The 17,940-nt window shown below is 69.8% G+C and carries 17 protein-coding genes; 10 read left to right on the forward strand and 7 right to left on the reverse strand.

Annotated features, from left to right (window positions below; genetic code table 11):
- Positions 1 to 117: 117 nt before the first annotated feature.
- Entirely contained in the window at positions 118 to 1,329 is a 1,212-nt protein-coding gene (locus tag ACT3UF_RS12395; protein WP_442331860.1) for a molybdopterin molybdotransferase MoeA, read from the forward strand.
- Between the two features lie 25 nt (positions 1,330 to 1,354).
- Positions 1,355 to 2,032 carry a PH domain-containing protein gene (locus tag ACT3UF_RS12400; RefSeq protein ID WP_441443381.1) on the forward strand — a complete coding sequence of 226 codons (678 nt, stop codon included), beginning with the start codon at positions 1,355 to 1,357 and terminating at the stop codon, positions 2,030 to 2,032.
- Between the two features lie 156 nt (positions 2,033 to 2,188).
- Here the strand turns inward: ACT3UF_RS12400 and ACT3UF_RS12405 are convergent, their stop codons facing one another.
- The 4 genes from ACT3UF_RS12405 to ACT3UF_RS12420 form a co-directional block, all read right to left on the reverse strand.
- Positions 2,189 to 3,916, reverse strand: coding sequence for an ABC transporter family substrate-binding protein (locus ACT3UF_RS12405; RefSeq protein ID WP_441443380.1), 1,728 nt, complete (start codon positions 3,914 to 3,916; stop codon positions 2,189 to 2,191).
- 96 nt (positions 3,917 to 4,012) lie between these two features.
- The gene (locus tag ACT3UF_RS12410; protein ID WP_441443379.1) at positions 4,013 to 6,112 is read right to left on the reverse strand and encodes an ABC transporter ATP-binding protein; all 2,100 of its coding nucleotides are present in this window, start codon (positions 6,110 to 6,112) and stop codon (positions 4,013 to 4,015) included.
- Positions 6,105 to 7,127: an ABC transporter permease gene (locus tag ACT3UF_RS12415; protein ID WP_441443378.1), complete on the reverse strand. Its 1,023-nt coding sequence runs from the start codon at positions 7,125 to 7,127 to the stop codon at positions 6,105 to 6,107. Before ACT3UF_RS12415 ends, ACT3UF_RS12410 begins: the two co-directional genes overlap by 8 nt.
- Position 7,128: 1 nt before the next feature.
- A complete protein-coding gene (locus tag ACT3UF_RS12420; protein ID WP_441443377.1) occupies positions 7,129 to 8,118 on the reverse strand; it encodes an ABC transporter permease in 990 nt (329 codons plus the stop codon).
- 486 nt (positions 8,119 to 8,604) lie between these two features.
- On the opposite strand from ACT3UF_RS12420, the gene ACT3UF_RS12425 reads away from it, so the two are divergent.
- Complete coding sequence (locus tag ACT3UF_RS12425; protein WP_441443376.1) at positions 8,605 to 9,693, forward strand: ThiF family adenylyltransferase; 1,089 nt, start codon at positions 8,605 to 8,607, stop codon at positions 9,691 to 9,693.
- Between the two features lie 53 nt (positions 9,694 to 9,746).
- Here the strand turns inward: ACT3UF_RS12425 and ACT3UF_RS12430 are convergent, their stop codons facing one another.
- Positions 9,747 to 10,058 (reverse strand): MoaD/ThiS family protein, encoded by a 312-nt coding sequence (locus ACT3UF_RS12430; RefSeq protein WP_441443375.1) that lies wholly within the window; start codon positions 10,056 to 10,058, stop codon positions 9,747 to 9,749.
- A gap of 11 nt (positions 10,059 to 10,069) precedes the next feature.
- Positions 10,070 to 11,170 carry a GTP 3',8-cyclase MoaA gene (moaA, locus tag ACT3UF_RS12435; RefSeq protein ID WP_441443374.1) on the reverse strand — a complete coding sequence of 367 codons (1,101 nt, stop codon included), beginning with the start codon at positions 11,168 to 11,170 and terminating at the stop codon, positions 10,070 to 10,072.
- 229 nt (positions 11,171 to 11,399) lie between these two features.
- Here moaA and ACT3UF_RS12440 point away from each other — a divergent pair, with 229 nt between their 5' ends.
- The 5 genes from ACT3UF_RS12440 to ACT3UF_RS12460 all read left to right on the forward strand — a co-directional run bounded on the left by ACT3UF_RS12440 (position 11,400) and on the right by ACT3UF_RS12460 (position 15,406).
- The gene (locus ACT3UF_RS12440; protein WP_441443373.1) at positions 11,400 to 12,683 is read left to right on the forward strand and encodes a molybdopterin molybdotransferase MoeA; all 1,284 of its coding nucleotides are present in this window, start codon (positions 11,400 to 11,402) and stop codon (positions 12,681 to 12,683) included.
- Positions 12,680 to 13,258, forward strand: a complete 579-nt coding sequence (gene moaC / locus ACT3UF_RS12445; protein WP_441443372.1) for a cyclic pyranopterin monophosphate synthase MoaC — start codon at positions 12,680 to 12,682, stop codon at positions 13,256 to 13,258. Before ACT3UF_RS12440 ends, moaC begins: the two co-directional genes overlap by 4 nt.
- Entirely contained in the window at positions 13,258 to 13,809 is a 552-nt protein-coding gene (locus tag ACT3UF_RS12450) for a MogA/MoaB family molybdenum cofactor biosynthesis protein (protein ID WP_441443371.1), read from the forward strand. Before moaC ends, ACT3UF_RS12450 begins: the two co-directional genes overlap by 1 nt.
- Before the next feature lie 200 nt (positions 13,810 to 14,009).
- Positions 14,010 to 14,447, forward strand: coding sequence for a molybdenum cofactor biosynthesis protein MoaE (locus ACT3UF_RS12455; protein ID WP_441443497.1), 438 nt, complete (start codon positions 14,010 to 14,012; stop codon positions 14,445 to 14,447).
- A gap of 104 nt (positions 14,448 to 14,551) precedes the next feature.
- Positions 14,552 to 15,406 carry a metallophosphoesterase family protein gene (locus tag ACT3UF_RS12460; RefSeq protein ID WP_441443370.1) on the forward strand — a complete coding sequence of 285 codons (855 nt, stop codon included), beginning with the start codon at positions 14,552 to 14,554 and terminating at the stop codon, positions 15,404 to 15,406.
- A gap of 168 nt (positions 15,407 to 15,574) precedes the next feature.
- Here the strand turns inward: ACT3UF_RS12460 and ACT3UF_RS12465 are convergent, their stop codons facing one another.
- Entirely contained in the window at positions 15,575 to 15,748 is a 174-nt protein-coding gene (locus ACT3UF_RS12465) for a hypothetical protein (protein ID WP_444501755.1), read from the reverse strand.
- Positions 15,749 to 15,966: 218 nt separating this feature from the next.
- Here ACT3UF_RS12465 and ACT3UF_RS12470 point away from each other — a divergent pair, with 218 nt between their 5' ends.
- Positions 15,967 to 17,424 carry a hypothetical protein gene (locus ACT3UF_RS12470; protein ID WP_441443368.1) on the forward strand — a complete coding sequence of 486 codons (1,458 nt, stop codon included), beginning with the start codon at positions 15,967 to 15,969 and terminating at the stop codon, positions 17,422 to 17,424.
- Positions 17,425 to 17,643: 219 nt separating this feature from the next.
- The gene (gene groES, locus ACT3UF_RS12475; RefSeq protein WP_441443367.1) at positions 17,644 to 17,940 is read left to right on the forward strand and encodes a co-chaperone GroES; all 297 of its coding nucleotides are present in this window, start codon (positions 17,644 to 17,646) and stop codon (positions 17,938 to 17,940) included.

Genomic DNA, 17,940 nt, shown 5'->3' on the forward strand with positions numbered 1-17,940 from the left:
CATCATGCACCCCGCACCTGGCAGTGGCCACGGCAGAAGGTCGATGGTCGGGTTCGCGGGGCCGGCGATGGGGGATCATGGAGCGATCGCCTGCCCGGACACTACCCCTGGAGGACCATGAGCGCCCACCGTCTCTCGCCGTGGCAGTGGCGTGAGCTCCTGACCCGCGAGATCACGCTGCCGCTCGAGACCGAGCAGGTGCCGCTCCAGCAGGCGAGAGGCCGGTATCTCGCCGCTGAGGTTCGCAGCCCCGAGGCGATGCCGGCCCTGCCCATCGCCGCGATGGACGGCTTCGCCGTGCGTCGTGCGGACCTGAAGGCGCCGGGCGCCACCACCCTCCCGGTGAGCACCGAGATCCCCGCCCGCCCCGGTCAGGTCCGAGCCCTGGCGCTCGGCACCGCCGCCCGGATCATGACCGGCGGAGCGGTCCCGGCAGGAGCGGACGCCGTGATCGAGGTCGAGGCGACGGATGCCGACCCCTTCGGACGGGTCCCCGCCGCCGTGACCCTCACCCTCGATGCCCTTCCCGCCGCCGGGCGCCACGTGCGCTTCCCCGGCGAGGAGGTCGCTGCGGACGAGCTGCTCGCCGGGGAGGGAGACCTCGTGGGACCGGGACTGGTAGGACTGGCCCGCGCGCTCGGACTCGCCCAGCTGCCGGTGCGCCGCCGCCGCCGGGTGACCGTGGTGGTCACCGGGGACGAGCTCGCCGCTGAGGCGACTGCGATCGGCAGCGTGCGCGAATCCAACGGCACGATGCTCGCCGCGGCGTTGGAGGTCGACGGCGCGCAGGCACTGCCCCCGCTGCACAGCAGCGACGACCACACCCAGCTTCGTGAGACGCTCACCAGGGCCGCGGCGGAGTCCGACCTCGTGCTCACCACCGGCGGGATCGGCCACGGCGCCTTCGACGTGGTCAAGACCCTGCTCGGCGAGCACGGCAGCAGCACCTCCCGCTTCGAGCATCTCGCACTGCGCCCCGGCGGACCGCAAGGGTGGGGACTGCTCCGCGGCGGGGTGCCCGTCGTCCACCTTCCCGGCACCCCGGTGGGGGCATTGGTCGGCTACCACCTGTTCATCCGTCCCCTGCTGGTGGGGGAGCGCGCCGCCCCGCGCAGGATGCCGCTCGGCGACACCGCCGCAGATCACGGGCATCGCCGACCCGGCACTGTGTATGCGCTGCCCGGGAGGCTGCGCCTCGGGGCCGACGGCCGGGAGGTGGTCGACCTGCTGCCCGGGCGGCGCCTTGCCCCCTATGGGCGAGCTGATGCGATCGTGCTGCGCAGGGACATCGACGCCGCGGACGGCACGGTGGCCGTGCTCAGGATCTGAGCCGCCCCTGCATTACCGTGGCTCCATGCCGTCCACCAGCCCAGCCCCCGTTCACGATCCGGGAGGCACCCTCCACCTGCGCCCTCACGGGGCGACAGTGCTCTGTGCGGTCGTCGGGCTGCTCGGTCTCGGTCTTGCCATCGACGCAGTAGTCCGCGCGGGCTGGCAGGGTGTGCTGACCCTGCCGGTGCTGCTGCTGATCATGGCGCTGGTGTGGATGGTGCTGTGGGCACCGCGGGTGGTCCTCCACGAGGACTCCGTCGAGGTGCGCAACATCGTGGTCACCCACCAGATCCCCTTCGCGATGATCGAAGAAGTGCGGGTCGGCGCGATGCTGCGCCTCGAGACCGCGGGCCGCGACGGCACGACGAAGACCATCACCGCCTGGAACGCCCCGGCGCTGAGCCGGGATGCGCCCTGGCGGCGGCAGGCACAGATCCATGAGCAGGATCTGCGCGGCCGACGGCTCACCCCGCAGGAGCGCCTGGTCAACGACCAGCAGTCCAGCCGGTCCGCCGTGATCAAGCTGCGCTGGGAGCGCTGGCAGGACCGCCGCGAGGGGCAGCCGGGACAGCCCGCGCTGGACCGCGCAGCCGGGACCGACGCTGACACCGGCGCGGTGATGACCACGCGGCCCAACATCGTGCAGATCGCGGTGGTGGCGGTGTTCGCGGTGTTCGCCGTGGCGCGCATCGTGCTGTGAGCCACAGAGCCTGCTGACGCGGGCACCACACGCTCTGCGTGGCACAGAGAAGGGGCCGAACCGCTGCTGCGGTCCGGCCCCTGCTCTTGAGAGTTCGTCGATCAGACTGAATCTTCCGCCTGGTCTCCTGTCCCTCGCAAGCTCGCGATACGTCGATCAGGCCTTGATACCGACCTGGGTCCAGTCGGTGGTCTCGAACTGCGAGGCACCGGTGTTCACGACGCCGTTCTTCACCGCGAAGATGATCGGAGTCGCGTAGAAGGGGATGACCACGAAGGACTCGGCGATGATCGTCGAGATCTCATTGGCGACCTTGCGACGCTCCTCCTCATCGAAGGCACCCTTGATCTGCTCATTGAGCGGCCCGAGGCGATCGTCGGCGAAGCCGGTGTAGTTCTGACCCGACTCGAGCGGGTACATGAGGTTCACCGAGGAGGTCTCGGGGAAGGCGGTGCCCACCCACGAGAAGGTCACCATGTCGAAGGACTTCGGCATGACGTAGTCGGGGAAGTAGCCGTCGGACGGCACCGTCTGCAGCTCGACGTTGAAGCCGATCGCGTTGAGGTTCGTCTGCACCTGACGGGCACGGTCGGAGTTCGACTTGGTGTCCGCGGGAATGATGACACTGAGGTCCAGCCCCTTGCCGTCCTTGGTGCGCTTGTCGCCCTCGAGCGCCCAACCGGCCTCGTCGAGGATCTTGCCCGCAGCCTCGGGGTCGAAGGTGAGGCTGCCCATGGACTCGTAGGAGTCCTGGTAGCCGTCCTGGCCGGGCATGTAGACGAAGTTGTCGACCAGCACGATCGGGGCCTCGAGCGGGCCCACCACGGCGCGGCCGATGGCGTCGCGGTCGATGCCACGAGCCATCGCCTCGCGGACCTTGACGTCCTCGAGGAGGCCGTCGCCGCCATTGACGTTGATCGTCAGGTGCGTCCAGGTCAGGCCGTTGGTGGCCTGGATGGTTGCATCCGAACGGGTCTTCGCCTGGCTGAGCACGTCGCCGGTGCCGACTTCGAGCCAGTCGATCTCGCCGTTGGCGAAGGACTGGGGCTGGGTGGTCTGGTCGACGACCTGGAAGATGACGGTCTCCAGCTTCGGCGCACGACCCCACCAGTGCTCGTTGCGCTCGAGGGTGACCACGCCGCCGCCCTGGTCCATGGTCCCGACCTTGAAGGGGCCCTTGCCCGGGGTCGGGCCATCGGCGAAGCCGGTGTTGAAGGTCTCCGGGTCGGCGTACACCGACGCCGGGGACACGGGGTGGAGCACGGTGATCCAGTCGATGAACGGGCTGGAGAATACGATCTCTGCGGAGTACTCGTCATCGGTCTGGGTGATCGACTCGATCTGGTCCCAGCCCACGGTGGAGACGACGAGGAACTCCTCGTTGGTGCCGTTCAGCGCCTTCCACTGCGCGATGAGGTCCTCGACCACGATCGGGGTGCCGTCGTCCCACTTCCCGTTCGGGTTGAACTTGACGGCGATGGTCTGCGGGTCCTCGGAGGTCATCTCTGCGGACTCGATGTAGTCGGGGTTCAGCGACTTCTCACCGGTCTCGGAGAGGATGAGCTCGCCGCCACCTCCGCAGGGGTCGGCGATGTCGGAGGTGTCGGCGTTGTTGCCGTCGACCTGGCTGCGGTTCCAGTTGGCCGGGAAGGTGAGGATGGCCTTGCGCAGGGATCCACCGTCGGGGACCTGGTCGTACTCCATGCGCTCCCAGGCGGTCGAAGGCAGCTCCCCCTGTTCCTCCGCAGCCTTGTCGTTCTCCTCAGCAGCCTGCGACTGCTGCTCCTCCTCGGTGGCCTGGCCGCCGCACGCGGCGAGGGCGGCGGCGGAGCCGACCACGCCGGTTCCGGCGAGGAAAAGACGACGAGTGCTCGTGATCTTCATGGGTTTCTCTCTTCCTGGGTGAGATGTGCTGCTCGGCACGGGGTCTCGGGGTCGTGGGGTGGGTACTGCGGTTCTGGGGGCGCTGGACGCGGCGCGTCAGTCGCCGGGGGTGGGGGACAGGGCGGAGATGTCCACATCATCGAGCCGATGGATCTCCTCGACGTGATGGCAGGCCACCTTGGACTTCCCGTGCACGATCGCTGCCGGATCATCGCCGAGGCACTGCGCCTGGCGGGTCTCGTCGAGCATCCGGAACAACGGGCAGCGCGAGGCGAAGTTGCAGCCGGGGATGTCCTCGGTGGGGCTGGGGAGGTCTCCCGTGAGCAGGATCCGTCGGCGTTCACGCTCGATCGTCGGATCCGGCACCGGCACCGCGCTCATGAGCGCACGGGTGTAGGGGTGACGAGGGGTCTCGTACACCTCCTGCACCGGGCCGTACTCGACGATCCTGCCCAGGTACATCACCGCGATCTTGTCGGCGATCTCCCGGACGATCGCGAGGTCATGCGCGACGAACAGATAGGACAGTCCCATCCGGTCGCGCAGATCCTCGAGCAGGTTGACGACGCCGGCCTGGACCGAGACGTCGAGGGCGGAGACCGGCTCGTCGAGCACCAGCACCTTGGGGTTGGTGATCAGCGAGCGGGCGATGCCGATGCGCTGGCGCTGACCGCCCGAGAACTCGTGCGGGTAGCGGTCGGTCATCTCCGGGTCCAGGCCCACCAGCTCGAGCATCTCCACCACGCGGCGGTCGCGTTCGGCGCGGGGGACCTTATGGACCGTCAGCGGCTCCGCGACGATGTCGCCGACGGGCATGCGCGGGTCCACCGCCGCCATCGGGTCCTGGAAGACGATCTGCACGTCCTGGCGCATCGCCAGCCGTTCGCTCCGGGAGAGCGTGCTGACGTCCTTGCCCGTCACCTCGAGGCTGCCGCGCTGCGGGCTGACCAGCTCCATGATCTCGAGCGCGGTGGTGGACTTGCCCGAACCGGACTCGCCCACCAGGCCCAGGGTCTCGCCCGGCAGGACTTCGAAGTCCACTCCGTCGACGGCCTTGACCTTGCCGACCACGCGGCGGAACACCGACCCCTTGTACAGCGGGAAGTGACGGATCAGATCCTCTGCCCGGACCACCGGCTCCAGGCCGGTGGAGTCCTTGACCGCACGCTCCTCGTGCGGGGGGCGCGGGAAGATGTCCGAGGGCTTCAGAGTGCCCGCAGCGATCTCGTCGGACCGGTGGCAGGCGACCTCGCGGCCGTCGCCGAGCTCCGCGAGGAGCTCCGGCTCGGTGGTGCGGCAACGATCCTGGACCGCCGGGCAGCGATCCGCGAACGGGCAGCCCACGGGCAGGTTCGCGAGGTTCGGCGGTCGCCCCTCGAGAGGCACCAGCCTCTCCTTGCCAGCGGTGAGCATGTTCGGCACCGAGCGCAGCAGGCCCATCGTGTACGGCATCCGCGGGGAGTGGAAGACTTCCTCGACGGGGCCCTTCTCGACGAGCTTGCCCGCGTACATCACGGCGACGCGGTCCACATTGCCGGCGACCACGCCGAGGTCGTGGGTGATCAGCACGACGGCTGCGCCGGTGACCTCCTTGGCCTTCTGCAGGACCTCGAGGATCTGCGCCTGGATGGTCACATCCAGCGCGGTGGTGGGCTCGTCCGCGACGATCAGCGCCGGGTCGTTGGCGATCGCGATCGCGATCATCGCGCGCTGGCGCATACCGCCGGAGAATTCGTGGGGGAAGGCTTTGACACGACGCTCCGCCGCGGGGATCCCGACGATCTTCAGCAGCTCGACGGCGCGCTTCTCCGCGCTGCGCTGAGGGATGCTCTTGTCGTGGAGGGTCAGCGCCTCCACGATCTGCTGGCCCACGGTGTAGACGGGCGTCAGCGCAGAGAGCGGATCCTGGAAGATCATCGCCATCTCGCGGCCGCGCAGCTTCGACAGCGCACGGTCGCTCATCCCCAGCAGCGACTCACCGCGGAAGGTGATGTCGCCGGTGATCTTCGCGGAGGACGGGAGCAGTCCCATCACCGCGAGGGAGGAGACAGACTTCCCGGAGCCGGATTCGCCGACGATGCCGAGGAACTCGCCCTCGTCCACGGTGTAGTCGACGCCGCGCACGGCGCGGACGCCGCCCTTCGCGTTCGGGAAGGTGACGGTCAGGTCCTTGACCTGCAGCAGTGGCTCAAGCACGGTTCACCTCACTGGTGGGGTCGATGGCATCGCGCAGGGCGTCGCCCACGAGCGCGACTCCGGTCAGCAGGGCGATCAGGAACGATGCGGGGATGATGAACAGCCAGGGCCGGGAGACCGCAGCGCCGGTGCCGTCCTGCAGCAGGGTTCCCAGGGAGACGTCTGGAGCCTGGATCCCCAGGCCGAAGAAGGACAGCGAGGTCTCGGCCAGGATCGCGCCGGCGACGCCGAGGGCGCCGTCGATGATCAGCAGCGAGGCGACGTTGGGGATGATGTGGCGGCGCAGGATGGTCGGGGTGCTCACGCCCATGTAGCGGGCGGCCTTGACGTACTCGCGCTCCTTGAGCGACTTGGTCTGGTTCTTCACGATCTGGGCCATGATCATCCAGCTGAACAGGCCGATCGCGATGACCAGCAGGCCCCAGGCGGGCATGAAGCCGAGCCACTGGATCGCGCCGGGCAGGTTGCTCGGATCAGCGATCGCGGGGGAGACGATCATCAGGACGTAGAAGACCGGCAGCACCAGCAGCAGGTTGATCAGCCAGTTCGTGAACATCTCGAACGGCCCGCCGAGATAGCCGGCCAACGACCCCATGACCGCCGCGACCAGCGTGGCGGTGGGGGCCGCGAGGAAGCCGATCAGCAGCGAGGTGCGCAGCGCCGAGGTCATCGAGGCGTACAGATCCACCCCGATCGCATCCGTGCCGAAGAAGTGCTGCGCGCTCGGCGGGGAGTTGAAGTTGAACGAGTCCTGCTGACCCTGGGTGTAGATGTTGAAGAAGTCGCCGAAGAGGGCGAAGGCCACGATCGCGGCCACGATCGCGCCGCCGATGTAGAAGTTCGGCTTGCTCTTCAGACGGCGCCATACCAGGCGGCCACGAGAGATCGGGCGGTGCGCCTGCTGCGGCGAGGCGGGTGAGCCACCGGCCGAATCGGCGATCAGGCTCGCCGTGGGCTCGATGTCCTCGGCGAGATCGGCGCTGTGGTCAGCGGGCTGCTGTGCGTTCATCGACATGTCAGACCCTCACTCTCGGGTCGAGCGCCGCGTACAGCACTTCGGACAGGGTGGAGCTGAACAGCAGCAGGATCGCGGTGAAGCAGACGTTGCCGGCCAGCGCATTGACGTCGGAGGTCTGGACGGCGACGATGCCGTATTTCCCCATGCCCTCCCACGAGAAGATGATCTCGAGGAACGCCGAGCCCGCGACCAGGGTGCCGAAGCTGTAGGCGAAATAGGTCGACATCGGGATCAGCGCGACGCGCACCCCGTGCTTGACCAAGGCATGGTTGCGGGTGGCGCCCTTCGCCCGGGCAGTGCGGATGAAGTCGCTGCCCAGCACGTCCAGCATCAGCGAGCGCTGATAGCGGGAGTAGCCGGCCGCGCCGAACAGCATCAGCGCGATCGTGGGCAGCAGCAGATGCACGAACCCGTCCCATAGCTGGGGGAAGAACCCTGTGATGCCAGGCGTGTAGGACCCGGTGAAGCGGATCACCTGGAAGCCCAGCAGCTGGTTGAAGTTCGTCGCCAGGATCATCAGGATCACGCCGCCGACGAAGGTCGGGGTCGAGATCAGGATGAAGGAGGCGTAGGAGACGATCTGGTCGGATGCCTTGTACTGCCGCACCGCGCCCCAGACGCCGAGGGTGACGCCGAGGAGCGCAGCCAGCAGAGCGCCCAGCAGGAGCAGGCGGAGGCTGGTCCCGGCGCGTCCGACGATCTCGTTGATGACCCAGTTCCCCTGGAGGTCCTGACCCAGCTTCTGCGAGAGCGGCTCGAACAGGACGCGTTCGATCCACCACCAGGTGCGCAGCAGCACCGGGTCCTTGTCGTTGACGCCGTAGGCGCTGAGGATGCCGTCGACCGACTCCTCGGGGATCGGAGGGTTGACCCCGAGGTAGCGCCGGCGCGGGTAGAAGAAGAGGCTCGCGGCGATGTACGAGAACACGGTCGCGATCACCGTGAGGATCAGGTAGTTGACGAACCGCCGCAGGATGTACTTGGTCATGCACGGACTCCCGAGATGAGATTCGGGATCATCGCACCGGGGACGCCGAGCATCCGGGCGCCCTCACGGCAGCTCAGACGACTCCAGGCAGACGAAGGTGATCGCATCGTCAGAATTCCTCACATGATCGGTGCTCGGTCCGCAACCGCGCGGGTCCTCTGAGCAGGTTTCTGCACTGTAGGTCACTCGGACACGCATCTTCGCGCCGGGATCGGCTCCATGGCCGAATCGTTATCCACCTGCCACAGTGCGTGGCCGTGGGGGAGACTACCTCACATGGTGGAAAGACATGGAGATTTCGAGAGGTCTGTGCATATCGAAGGTTCCCGAGCGGTCACTTCGCCCGGCACAGGGGAGCGGCCTTCGCCCGGGGCGGCACGGCGACCGGAGTCCGGACGTGGACGCGGGCTGCCGGACATCGGCGACCTCGCGATCGCACCGGCTGCGGAGGTGGCGGCGGGGCTCCCGGAGCGCTACCTCCGCCAGATGCGCCTGCCGCAGCTGGGCGCCCTCGGGCAGCGGCGGCTTGCCGCCTCACGGGTCGCGGTGATTGGCGCCGGCGGCCTCGGAGCGCCGGTGCTCTCCTATCTGGCCGCGGCCGGGATCGGGGAGATCACGGTGTTCGATCCGGATACCGTTGACACGACCAACCTGCACCGGCAGGTGCTCTTCGGCGATGCGGACGTGGGCCGCTCCAAGGCGATCGCCGCGGCAGAACGGCTGCAGGCGCTGAACCCGGAGATCTCCGTGCGGGCGGAGGTCGAGACGGTCACCCCCGCCAATGCGCTCGAGAAGCTCTCCGGCCACCATCTCGTGCTCGATGGCACCGATAACTTCCCCACCCGCTATATGGCCTCCGACGCGTGCGAGATCCTCGACCTCCCCCTGGTGTGGGGATCGATCCTGGCGTTCTCCGGACAGGTCAGCGTGTTCTGGGGAGCGAGCGGCCGCGGGGTGACATACCGCGACGTGCACCCGGTCCCGCCCCGGCCCGGGGAGGTCCCCAGCTGCTCCGAGGCCGGAGTGCTCGGGATGCTGTGCGGGGTGATCGGCGCGACCATGGCGATGGAGGCGGTCAAGGTCCTGGCCGGCCTCGGGGACGTGCTCTTCGGCCGCCTCGCCCTCTATGACGCGCTCCGCGCCCGCTGGGACGAGCTGCCGCTGGCCCGGGACCCGCAGCGCCTCGCGGTGAGCGAGGTCGAGGACGTGATGGTGACCTGCGGGCTGCCGGGGCCGACGGGGCCCGCGACCGATGAGCTCACCGTCGCCGAGCTGCCGGCGCTGCTGGCCGCCGGGGTGCGGGTGATCGACATCCGGGAGGCTCATGAACTGGCCGGCGGGATGGTGCGCGGCGCCGAGCACGTGCCGATGGCCGAGCTGCTCGCGCAGCACGGACCGACGGACTCGTCGAGCGCGTCAGCGGCGCTTGAGGGCACCGTGCTCTACTGCGCGGCCGGCTCACGTTCGGCGAGCGCGCAGCAGGTGCTGGCGGGGAGGGGCATCTCCGTGCGCTCGCTGCGCGGCGGCTTCGGCGCAGTGGAGGGCAGCGGGATCGCGGTGACGCTGCCGGAGTGACTGCGCCGCCAGAGTGACTGCAAGGTCGCGCTCGGAGTGCGCCGCGAGAGGGTTCACCCTCCGGCGAAGGGCGGGAGCACATCCATCCGGTCGCCGCCAGCGAGAACCTGGGTGCGGTCCGTGCAGGCCACGGCGTTGATCAGGAAGCTCGAGCGGCCGATCACGCGGGCAGCCTCCGCGGAGGCATCTGCCAGCAGCGCGTCCACGGCGTCCTGCACGGTCGCCGCCCGGACGGTCGTGGCGTCGGCCCCGTATTCGGCGGCGGCCCCCGCGAACAGCCGCACGGCGATGCGCGGTGCGGTGGCGGGGGAGCCCTCGGTGGTCCCGCCGGTGGTTCCCTCGGTGGTGATGTCGATGCTGGTCATCTCGTCCTCTCTCAGCCGCCGATCGCGCTCATCGGGCGCTCCGGCTGCACGAAGTCCTCGCGGTCCATGCCGTGACCGGCCTTCTTGCCCCACTGGGCGGCGCGCCAGATCTCGGCGATGGTCTCGTCCTCGGCCCCGGAGCGCAGCGCGCCGCGCAGATCCGTCTCCTCACGGGAGAACAGGCAGGTGCGTACCCGGCCCTCGGCGGTGAGGCGGGTGCGTCGGCAGTCGGCGCAGAAGGGCCGGGTGACCGAGGCGATGATGCCGACCCGTCCGCGATGGCGACCGGTGGCGCGGTCCTCGACCTCGAACAGCTCCGCCGGTGCACCGTTCCGGGCCTCGGCCACCGGGGTGAGGACGTAGCGGGGGGCCAGCAGTGCCTGCATGTCGCCGGCGGTGAGCATCGAGCTGCGGTCCCAGATGTGGTCCGCATCCAGCGGCATCTGCTCGATCACGCGCAGCTGCAGATCCCGGTCCAGGCACCAGTCCAGCAGATCAGGCAGCTCATGGTCGTTGACGCCGGGCAGGAGGACAGCATTGACCTTGATCGGGTCGAGCCCGGCCTGCCGGGCACCCTCGATCCCGTCCAGCACCCGGTGCAGCAGCGGGCGTCGGGTCAGCCGCTCGAAGGTCTCGGACACCACGGAGTCGAGGGAGACGTTGATCCGGTCCAGCCCCGCTTCGCGCAGTGGTGCGGCGCGATGGTCCAGGCCGATCGCATTGGTGGTCAGCGAGATGTCCGGGCGCTGGGGGAGCGCGGCGACGCCCGCGATGATCTGCTCGAGATCGGGGCGGGTCAGCGGCTCGCCGCCGGTGAAGCGCACCTGGTCGATGCCCAGGCGCTCCACCCCGATCCGCACCAGGCGCACCACCTCGTCCACGCTCAGCAGCTGATCCTTCTTCAGGAACGTCATCCCGGACGCGGGCATGCAGTAGGTGCAGCGCAGGTTGCAGAAATCCGTGAGCGAGAGGCGGAGGTCCGTCGCCTCCCGGCCGAACCGGTCGGCGAGAGCAGGCGTGTCAGGACGGTCCGAGGTGTCGGGCAGCTCGGACGCGGTCTCGTCGGTCCTGCGTGGTGTCGGCATCCCCAGCGAGATGCGGCGCGATGCCATCTGCTCACCCCTTTCCGTCCGGGCCCGGCGACGCCGGGATGTCGCTCCAGGATAGGGGGCGCACCGGCGCGGGGGGCAGGGACCTCGGACGCACACCGGTCGCAGGGGCGGTGCGGTCCGGTCGGCACGGGCGCCGTGGCGACCTCCGCGGCGCCGGGGCTGGACCCGGCGCGCCATACTGGTGAGGCGTCACGGAGACGCCCGAACGTGCAGACGGGAGCGAGTGCAGATGTCCGGTGCCCAACGGATCCCCCTGGCCGATCATGTGGCCGATGCCGTCGCCCTGCTCGGCAGCATCCGCACCACCGAGGTGATCCCTCTGGACGGCCGCGCGGTGGGGCGGGTCGCCGTCTCGGAGCGACGTGCGCTGGTGGACGTCCCCGGTCACGACAATTCTCAGATGGATGGCTTCGCCCTTGCAGCGGGTGACCTCGAGGGGCCTGGCGTGCGCGTGACGCTCCCGCTGGGGCCGACGATCGCCGCTGGGGACGAGCCCGCCGTGCTCGCACCCGGCACCGCGCGAGCGATCATGACCGGTGCACCCATCCCGGCGGGCGCGGAGCTGGTGATCCCCGTCGAGGAGAGCGCCGAGGGGCGCTTCGCAGCTGCCGAGAGTGTGCCTGCTCAGAACCCGGCCGCGACGATCACGCTCACCCCCTCCTCCATCATGACCGGCCGGTTCGTGCGCCGTCGCGGCTCCGACACCCGCCGCGGGGACACCGTGCTGCGCGAGGGCCGCCTGCTCACCCCGGCCCGGATCGCCCACCTCGCCGCCTGCGGGGTGGGGGACGTCGAGGTCGACGTCCCGCTGCGCACGATGGTGCTCTCGACCGGCACCGAGGTGCAGTCCCGGGACCCCCGGAACAGCGGAGCGCCCGCCCCCGGCGGCGTCTTCGACGCCAACGGTCCCGGGCTGGCAGCCGCCCTCACCGACGCGGGAGCCGAGGTGGTGCACGTCGGTGCGGTGCCCGACGATGCCGACGCCCTGCTCACGCATCTGCGCCGGGAGATCCGGGCACTGAACATCGATCTCGTGGTCACCAGCGGCGGGGTGAGCATGGGCGCCTTCGAGGTGGTCCGCCACGCGGCCGGGCGCGACGGCGTCACCCTCGCCTTCCCGAAGGTCGCCCTGCAGCCGGGCGGCCCCCAGGGCATCGGCTTCCTGGACGTGGACGGGCGCCGGGTCCCCTGGCTGGCCTTCCCCGGCAATCCCGTCTCCGCGCTGCTGAGCTGCGAGCTGATCGCCCGGCCGGCCCTCGGCGCACCCGCTCGTCGTCGGCTGCAGCTGGCGGTGCAGCTCGAGGCCGAGGAGTCCTCGCCGCCTGCGGTGGATCAGTACCGTCGGGCCCGGGTGCTGCCTTCGGGCCGGGTGCGCCTGGTGGGCGGTGCCTCCTCCCACCTGATCGGCGGCTATGCGGCTGCTGATGCGTTGGTGCTGGTCCCGCGCGGTACCAAGACCGTGCGTGACGGCGACCAGCTCGAGACCCTGCTGATCCCTGGAGGAGACTCATGAACGACGTCGCTGCCGACGGCACCACCGGTGACCTGTCCCATGTGCGTGCGGACGGCTCCGCCCACATGGTCGACGTGACCGACAAGGCTGTCACCTCCCGAGAGGCGAGCGCCCGAGCCGTGCTGCGCACTCGGCCCGACGTGGTCGCCCGCATCGCCGAGGGGAACCTGCCCAAGGGCGAGGCCCTGGCCACGGCTCGGATCGCCGGGATCATGGGCGCCAAGCGCACCCCGGAGCTGATCCCGCTGTGCCATCCGCTGCCGCTGTCCGGAGTGGAGCTGGACCTGGTGCCTCGCGAGGACCGGGTGGAGATCACCGCGCGGGTGCGCACCAAGGGCGTCACCGGGGTCGAGATGGAGGCGCTGACCGCTGCCACGGTGGCCGCGCTGACCGTCTACGACATGATCAAGGCCGTGGACCATCTCGCGACCATCGAGGGCATCCAGGTGCTCGCGAAGTCCGGCGGCAAGAGCGGTGACTGGACGCGTGAGTCGGCGGCGCGCCCGGAACCCGCGGGGCAGGACGGGACGGCAGGACGCCCGGGGCTGCCTGCGGGACCGGGGGCGGACCGCTGATGGTGAAGCACATCCCGGCCCGTCGCACCGATGAGGACTGCACCGTGCGCGAGGATTCGGCGCCCGCGCCGCTGCTGAAGGGCAGCGCCCGGGTGATCATCGCGTCCACCCGGGCAGCCGACGGCACCTATGAGGACCGCACCGGCCCGCTGCTGGTGCAATGGCTCAGCGAGCGAGGCCTCCAGCAGGTCCAAGCGCGCATCGTCAGCGACGGACCCGAGGTCGGAGCCGCCCTCGCCGAGGCGATCGCGGAGGGGATCGACATCGTCGTCACCTCCGGCGGCACCGGCATCAGCCCTACCGACGTCACCCCCGAGCAGACCGCCCCGCTGATCGAGCGCGAGATGCCCGGCATCCTCGAGGCGGTGCGCCGGCTCGGAGCCCGGAAGATCCCGACCGCGCTGCTCAGCCGCGGACTGGCCGGCATGGCCGGGCGCAGCTTCGTGGTGAACCTTCCCGGTTCCCGCGGGGGAGTGCGCGACGGAATCGAGGTGCTCGACCCGATACTCGACCATCTGCTGGAACAGCGCGACGGAGGCGACCACGCATGAACGGCACTGGACCTACCGGGACCACTGGAAGCACTGGACCTACCGGAACCACCGCGGACCCGACCCGTGGCACCACGCCCTTCGGCACTGCATCCTCCGGAGCCGCACCCTCCGGCACCACACCCTTTGGCACTGCGCCCTTCGGCGCCGCGCCTTCCGGCATTGCGGCGGAGCAGCTCCGCATCGCTGGGGATCCCGCGATGGGCGACGGCGCAGAACGGGCCCGGCTCGCCGAGGTCCGCCGGGACGAGATCACGGTGGCTCAGATGATCCAGGCGGTGACCGATCCACGCTGCGGCGCCGTGGTCACCTTCGATGGAGTGGTGCGCGACCACGACGGCGGGCGGGGCGTCGAGCGCTTGGAGTACTCCGCCCATCCCACCGCCGGGGAGGTGATCGCCCAGGTCGCCCGGGAGATCGCAGAGCGTTATCCCGATATTCTCATCGCCGTCGCCCACCGGTTCGGTCCGCTCGAGATCGGCGACTCCGCGCTCGTCTGCGCCGTCGCCGCACCGCATCGCAAGCAGGCCTTTGTCGCCTGCGACGAGCTGGTCGACACCGTCAAGCAGCGGGTCCCGATCTGGAAGCACCAGGTCTTCGACGACGGCGAGAGCGAATGGGTCGGCGCGCTGGGCTGAGTCCGGCCAGCAGGCCCTGGGCTGAGTTCGGCCAGCAGGAGGCGCCCGTCGGCGCACTTCGCGGGCTTCACCTGCCGGACACCCGCGATGGCTACGGTGCTCCCATGCGCATCCTGCACCTGACCGACACCCATCTCTACGGCGATCCGTCGGCCCGCCATTACGACCGCATCGACACCACCGCCGCCCTGGCCGGCGTGCTGACCCGCCTCGAGGGCTTGCGCGACATCGATGTGGTGGTCCACACCGGGGACGCCTCCGAGGACGGCACCGCGGAGAGCTACCGCCTGCTGCACGAGATCCTCGATCCTTTCGCGGCGTCGCTCGGGGCGCCGCTGGTCGTCGTGATGGGCAACCATGACGTCTCCAGCGTCTACAGCGAGGAGATCGACCCCGGTCAGCACCTCGCCTCCCGCCAGGACCGGGTGGTGCAGGTGGGCGGGGGCGGCCGCGTGGTGGTGCTGGATTCGAGCGTCCCCGGGGCCGGCTACGGACACCTCGAGCCGGCACAGCTCCAGTGGCTGCGGGACGTGCTGGCCGAGCCCGTCGCCGCCGGGACGGTGCTCGCGATCCATCATCCCCCGCTCGTGGGAGCGACCACCCTGCTGCGCGGACTGGACCTCGACGGGCTCGACGAGCTCGCCGCCGTGCTCGAGGGGACGGACGTGCGCATCGTGCTCTCCGGCCACTACCACCACGAGATGAACGGGGCGATCGCCGGGATCCCGGTCCACGTTGCCCCGGGGATCACCAATGTGGTGGACCCCGTCACCGCAGCTGCCAGCGAGAAGGCGCTGGCGCTGTCCGGCGCGAGCGTGGTCGAGCTCGGCCAGGGTGCGCCGCGGGTGTTCAGCTCTGTGTTCCCGAACCTGGGGGATACCGCAGAAGACGCCGAGGTCCCCGTCTACCGCTTCAGTCCCGAGCAGGTCGCGCAGATCGTGGAGGCTGCAGGGCGCTGAGGCTACAGGGCGCTGAGGCTGCAGGGCGCTGAGGCGGAGCATCCGGACGGACCCGACCTGACCCGGGAGCGGAGTCAGCATCGGCCCCGGGGATGAACCAGCATCCGGACACGAAAAAGCCCCTGCAGACGAGTTCTGCAGGGGCTTCGTGAAGATGCTCGGGTGGCGTCAGCGACCCATGCCGAGAGGGCTGATGCCCTGGCTGGAGCGAGCGCGTGCCACTGCGGCGTAGTCCCCGCCGAGGCGGTTGTTCGGCACGGCGTTGTGGCGCTCGACGTCCTGTCCCTGCATGCGTTCGGAGAGTCGGCTCAGTGCGGAGCTGAGAGAGCGGAGGAAAGTCATGATCGGGGTCCCCTTCGGTTCGGAGTGAGGTGATCGGCCGGGCCCTGGATCGCAGGTGCCTCGACGTCATCGATACTTCTGTTATAACGCGCGGCCGGGCGGCTCCGCATTCACTCCGACCGCACAAGTTGCCAGCCTCACAAAAAGTGTGTGACCTGGTGCTCGTCCTGCCGACACGACCCGCCGACATGACCCGCTGACAGGAGAGGGCCCCACCCATGCGCGACTGGCTGCTGGAGCGGTTCCTGGCTCGGCTCTCGGAGCGGGGGCCCGGCGGCGGCGGACGGCTGCCCCGCTGGGTCCGCGCGCTCCTGGACGAGACCTTCCTCTGGGTGGCGCTCGGACAGCTGCTCCTCGCCCTGGGAGTGCGTCGCTCGAGCGTGCGCCGGCTCGCCGTGGTCCAGGCGACCCTCGACGAGGCCCGGGAGGTCTTCGGGAAGGCCGGATACGTGATCCCGCGCCTCGAAGGCATCGAGACCGATCGGGACCTGGAACGCCTCGAGGACGCGATGAGCCGCTTCGAGTCCCGGGAATTCACCGAGGAGGAGCTCAGTGCCATCCTGCCGGCCCCGCACGCCGTGCGCTGGGCCCGCGAGGCGGGCACTGTCGTGCTCGACCTCCTCGAGGAGACGCTGGGTCGGCTGCGGACCCTCAGGATCCGCACCGAGCTGATCGGCATCGACCATCGTGCCGCCCGCTCCTGGATCGTGGCGCTGCGTGAAGTCCTCGCCCGTTCCGATCTCGACACGGCTGCTGCTGAGGGATATGCGGCCCTGGCGAAGAGTCTCGAAACGCACGAGGGGGAGGGCCTCTTCGCCGCCTCGGAGCTCGAGACCAGACCTCGCGCACCGGGCCTCGGCGAGATGGGGCGCCTGGTCGGAGTGATCCGGTCGATCCCGCGCGAGACCCTCGATCGCCTGCTGCCCCTGCGCGTGCTCTCCTCCCGGGTCGTGCTGACCGCTGCGATCACCAAGGGGCTCAAGCTGCTCCGGCAAGACTGGGTTCCTCCGGGGGAGCGGCCTGATCCCGTCGAGGACGCGGAGGTGGCCCGCCATCAGGACTACCAGCGCCGCTGGCGACGGGCCCACTCGACGTTCTTCCGAGAGATCGATGAGCGGGATGCGCGTCCCGGCGCGCGACGGGCGCTGATGGGGTCCACGGCGATCCTGTGGGCGCTGAGCCTGGTGGTCCTCGGCTGGCTCCTGCTGTGGTTCCTCGGAGCCGGTGGGGTCGACCTGCCGGGAATCCTCGGTCGGTCCGCGGAGCTCCCGCCGCTCTGGCCGGGGCCGACGGTGCTGGTGCTGATCGCCGTCCTGCCGCTGTCGTACTGGACCGGATGGCTCGCCCCGATCGATCAGTCCGAACTGGTGCAGCCGGGGATGCGCACCGTCGCCGACGCCACGCCCGCTCGCCGGACTCGGGTGACGGCAGCGCGCTTCGGCTCGGTGATCTCCAGCCTGCTGTTCTTCCTGCCGTTCCTGGTGGCACTCCTGATCGATCCGAAGGACACCTTCCCGTGGGACGCCTTCGGCCCATGGCGGAACGAGAAGCTGGACGTCGGGTGGTGGGCCGTGTGGGCGCTGGCCCTGCCTGCGGCGGCCACGATCCTCGGCGGAATCGCCGGCTCGGTCCGGGGTGAGGCGCGGGCAAGGACCCTGCGGCCGAAGCTGGGATAGAGCCGAAACCGGGCCGCGGGACGACATCGTTCTAGCACTCGTCTTGCATGAGTGCCAGCGAGGGTTCTACAGTGGGGCTCGTTGGCAGTCGACGGCCGAGAGTGCCAGAGACTGCCGCAGAGGGATCTTCCCCCGGTCGGCACCGCGACGACGATCGGGAACGGATCCCCACCACCCAGAACTCAAGCAGAGTCATCTCTTCATGAAGGAGTGAGCCGCATGTCGGTCTCCATCAAGCCCCTCGAGGATCGCGTCGTCGTCAAGCCGCTCGAGGCGGAGCAGACCACCGCCTCCGGCCTGGTCATCCCGGACACCGCGAAGGAGAAGCCCCAGGAGGGCGAGGTCGTCGCCATCGGCGCCGGCCGCTTCGACGATAACGGTCAGCGCGTCCCGATGGACGTCAAGGTCGGCGACAAGGTCGTCTTCTCCAAGTACGGCGGCACCGAGCTGAAGTACGGCGGCGAGGAGTTCCTCGTCCTCGGCGCCCGCGACATCCTCGCAATCATCGAGAACTGA

The organism is Brachybacterium sp. AOP24-D1-21, assembly GCF_052378665.1.
Lineage (GTDB): Bacteria > Actinomycetota > Actinomycetes > Actinomycetales > Dermabacteraceae > Brachybacterium.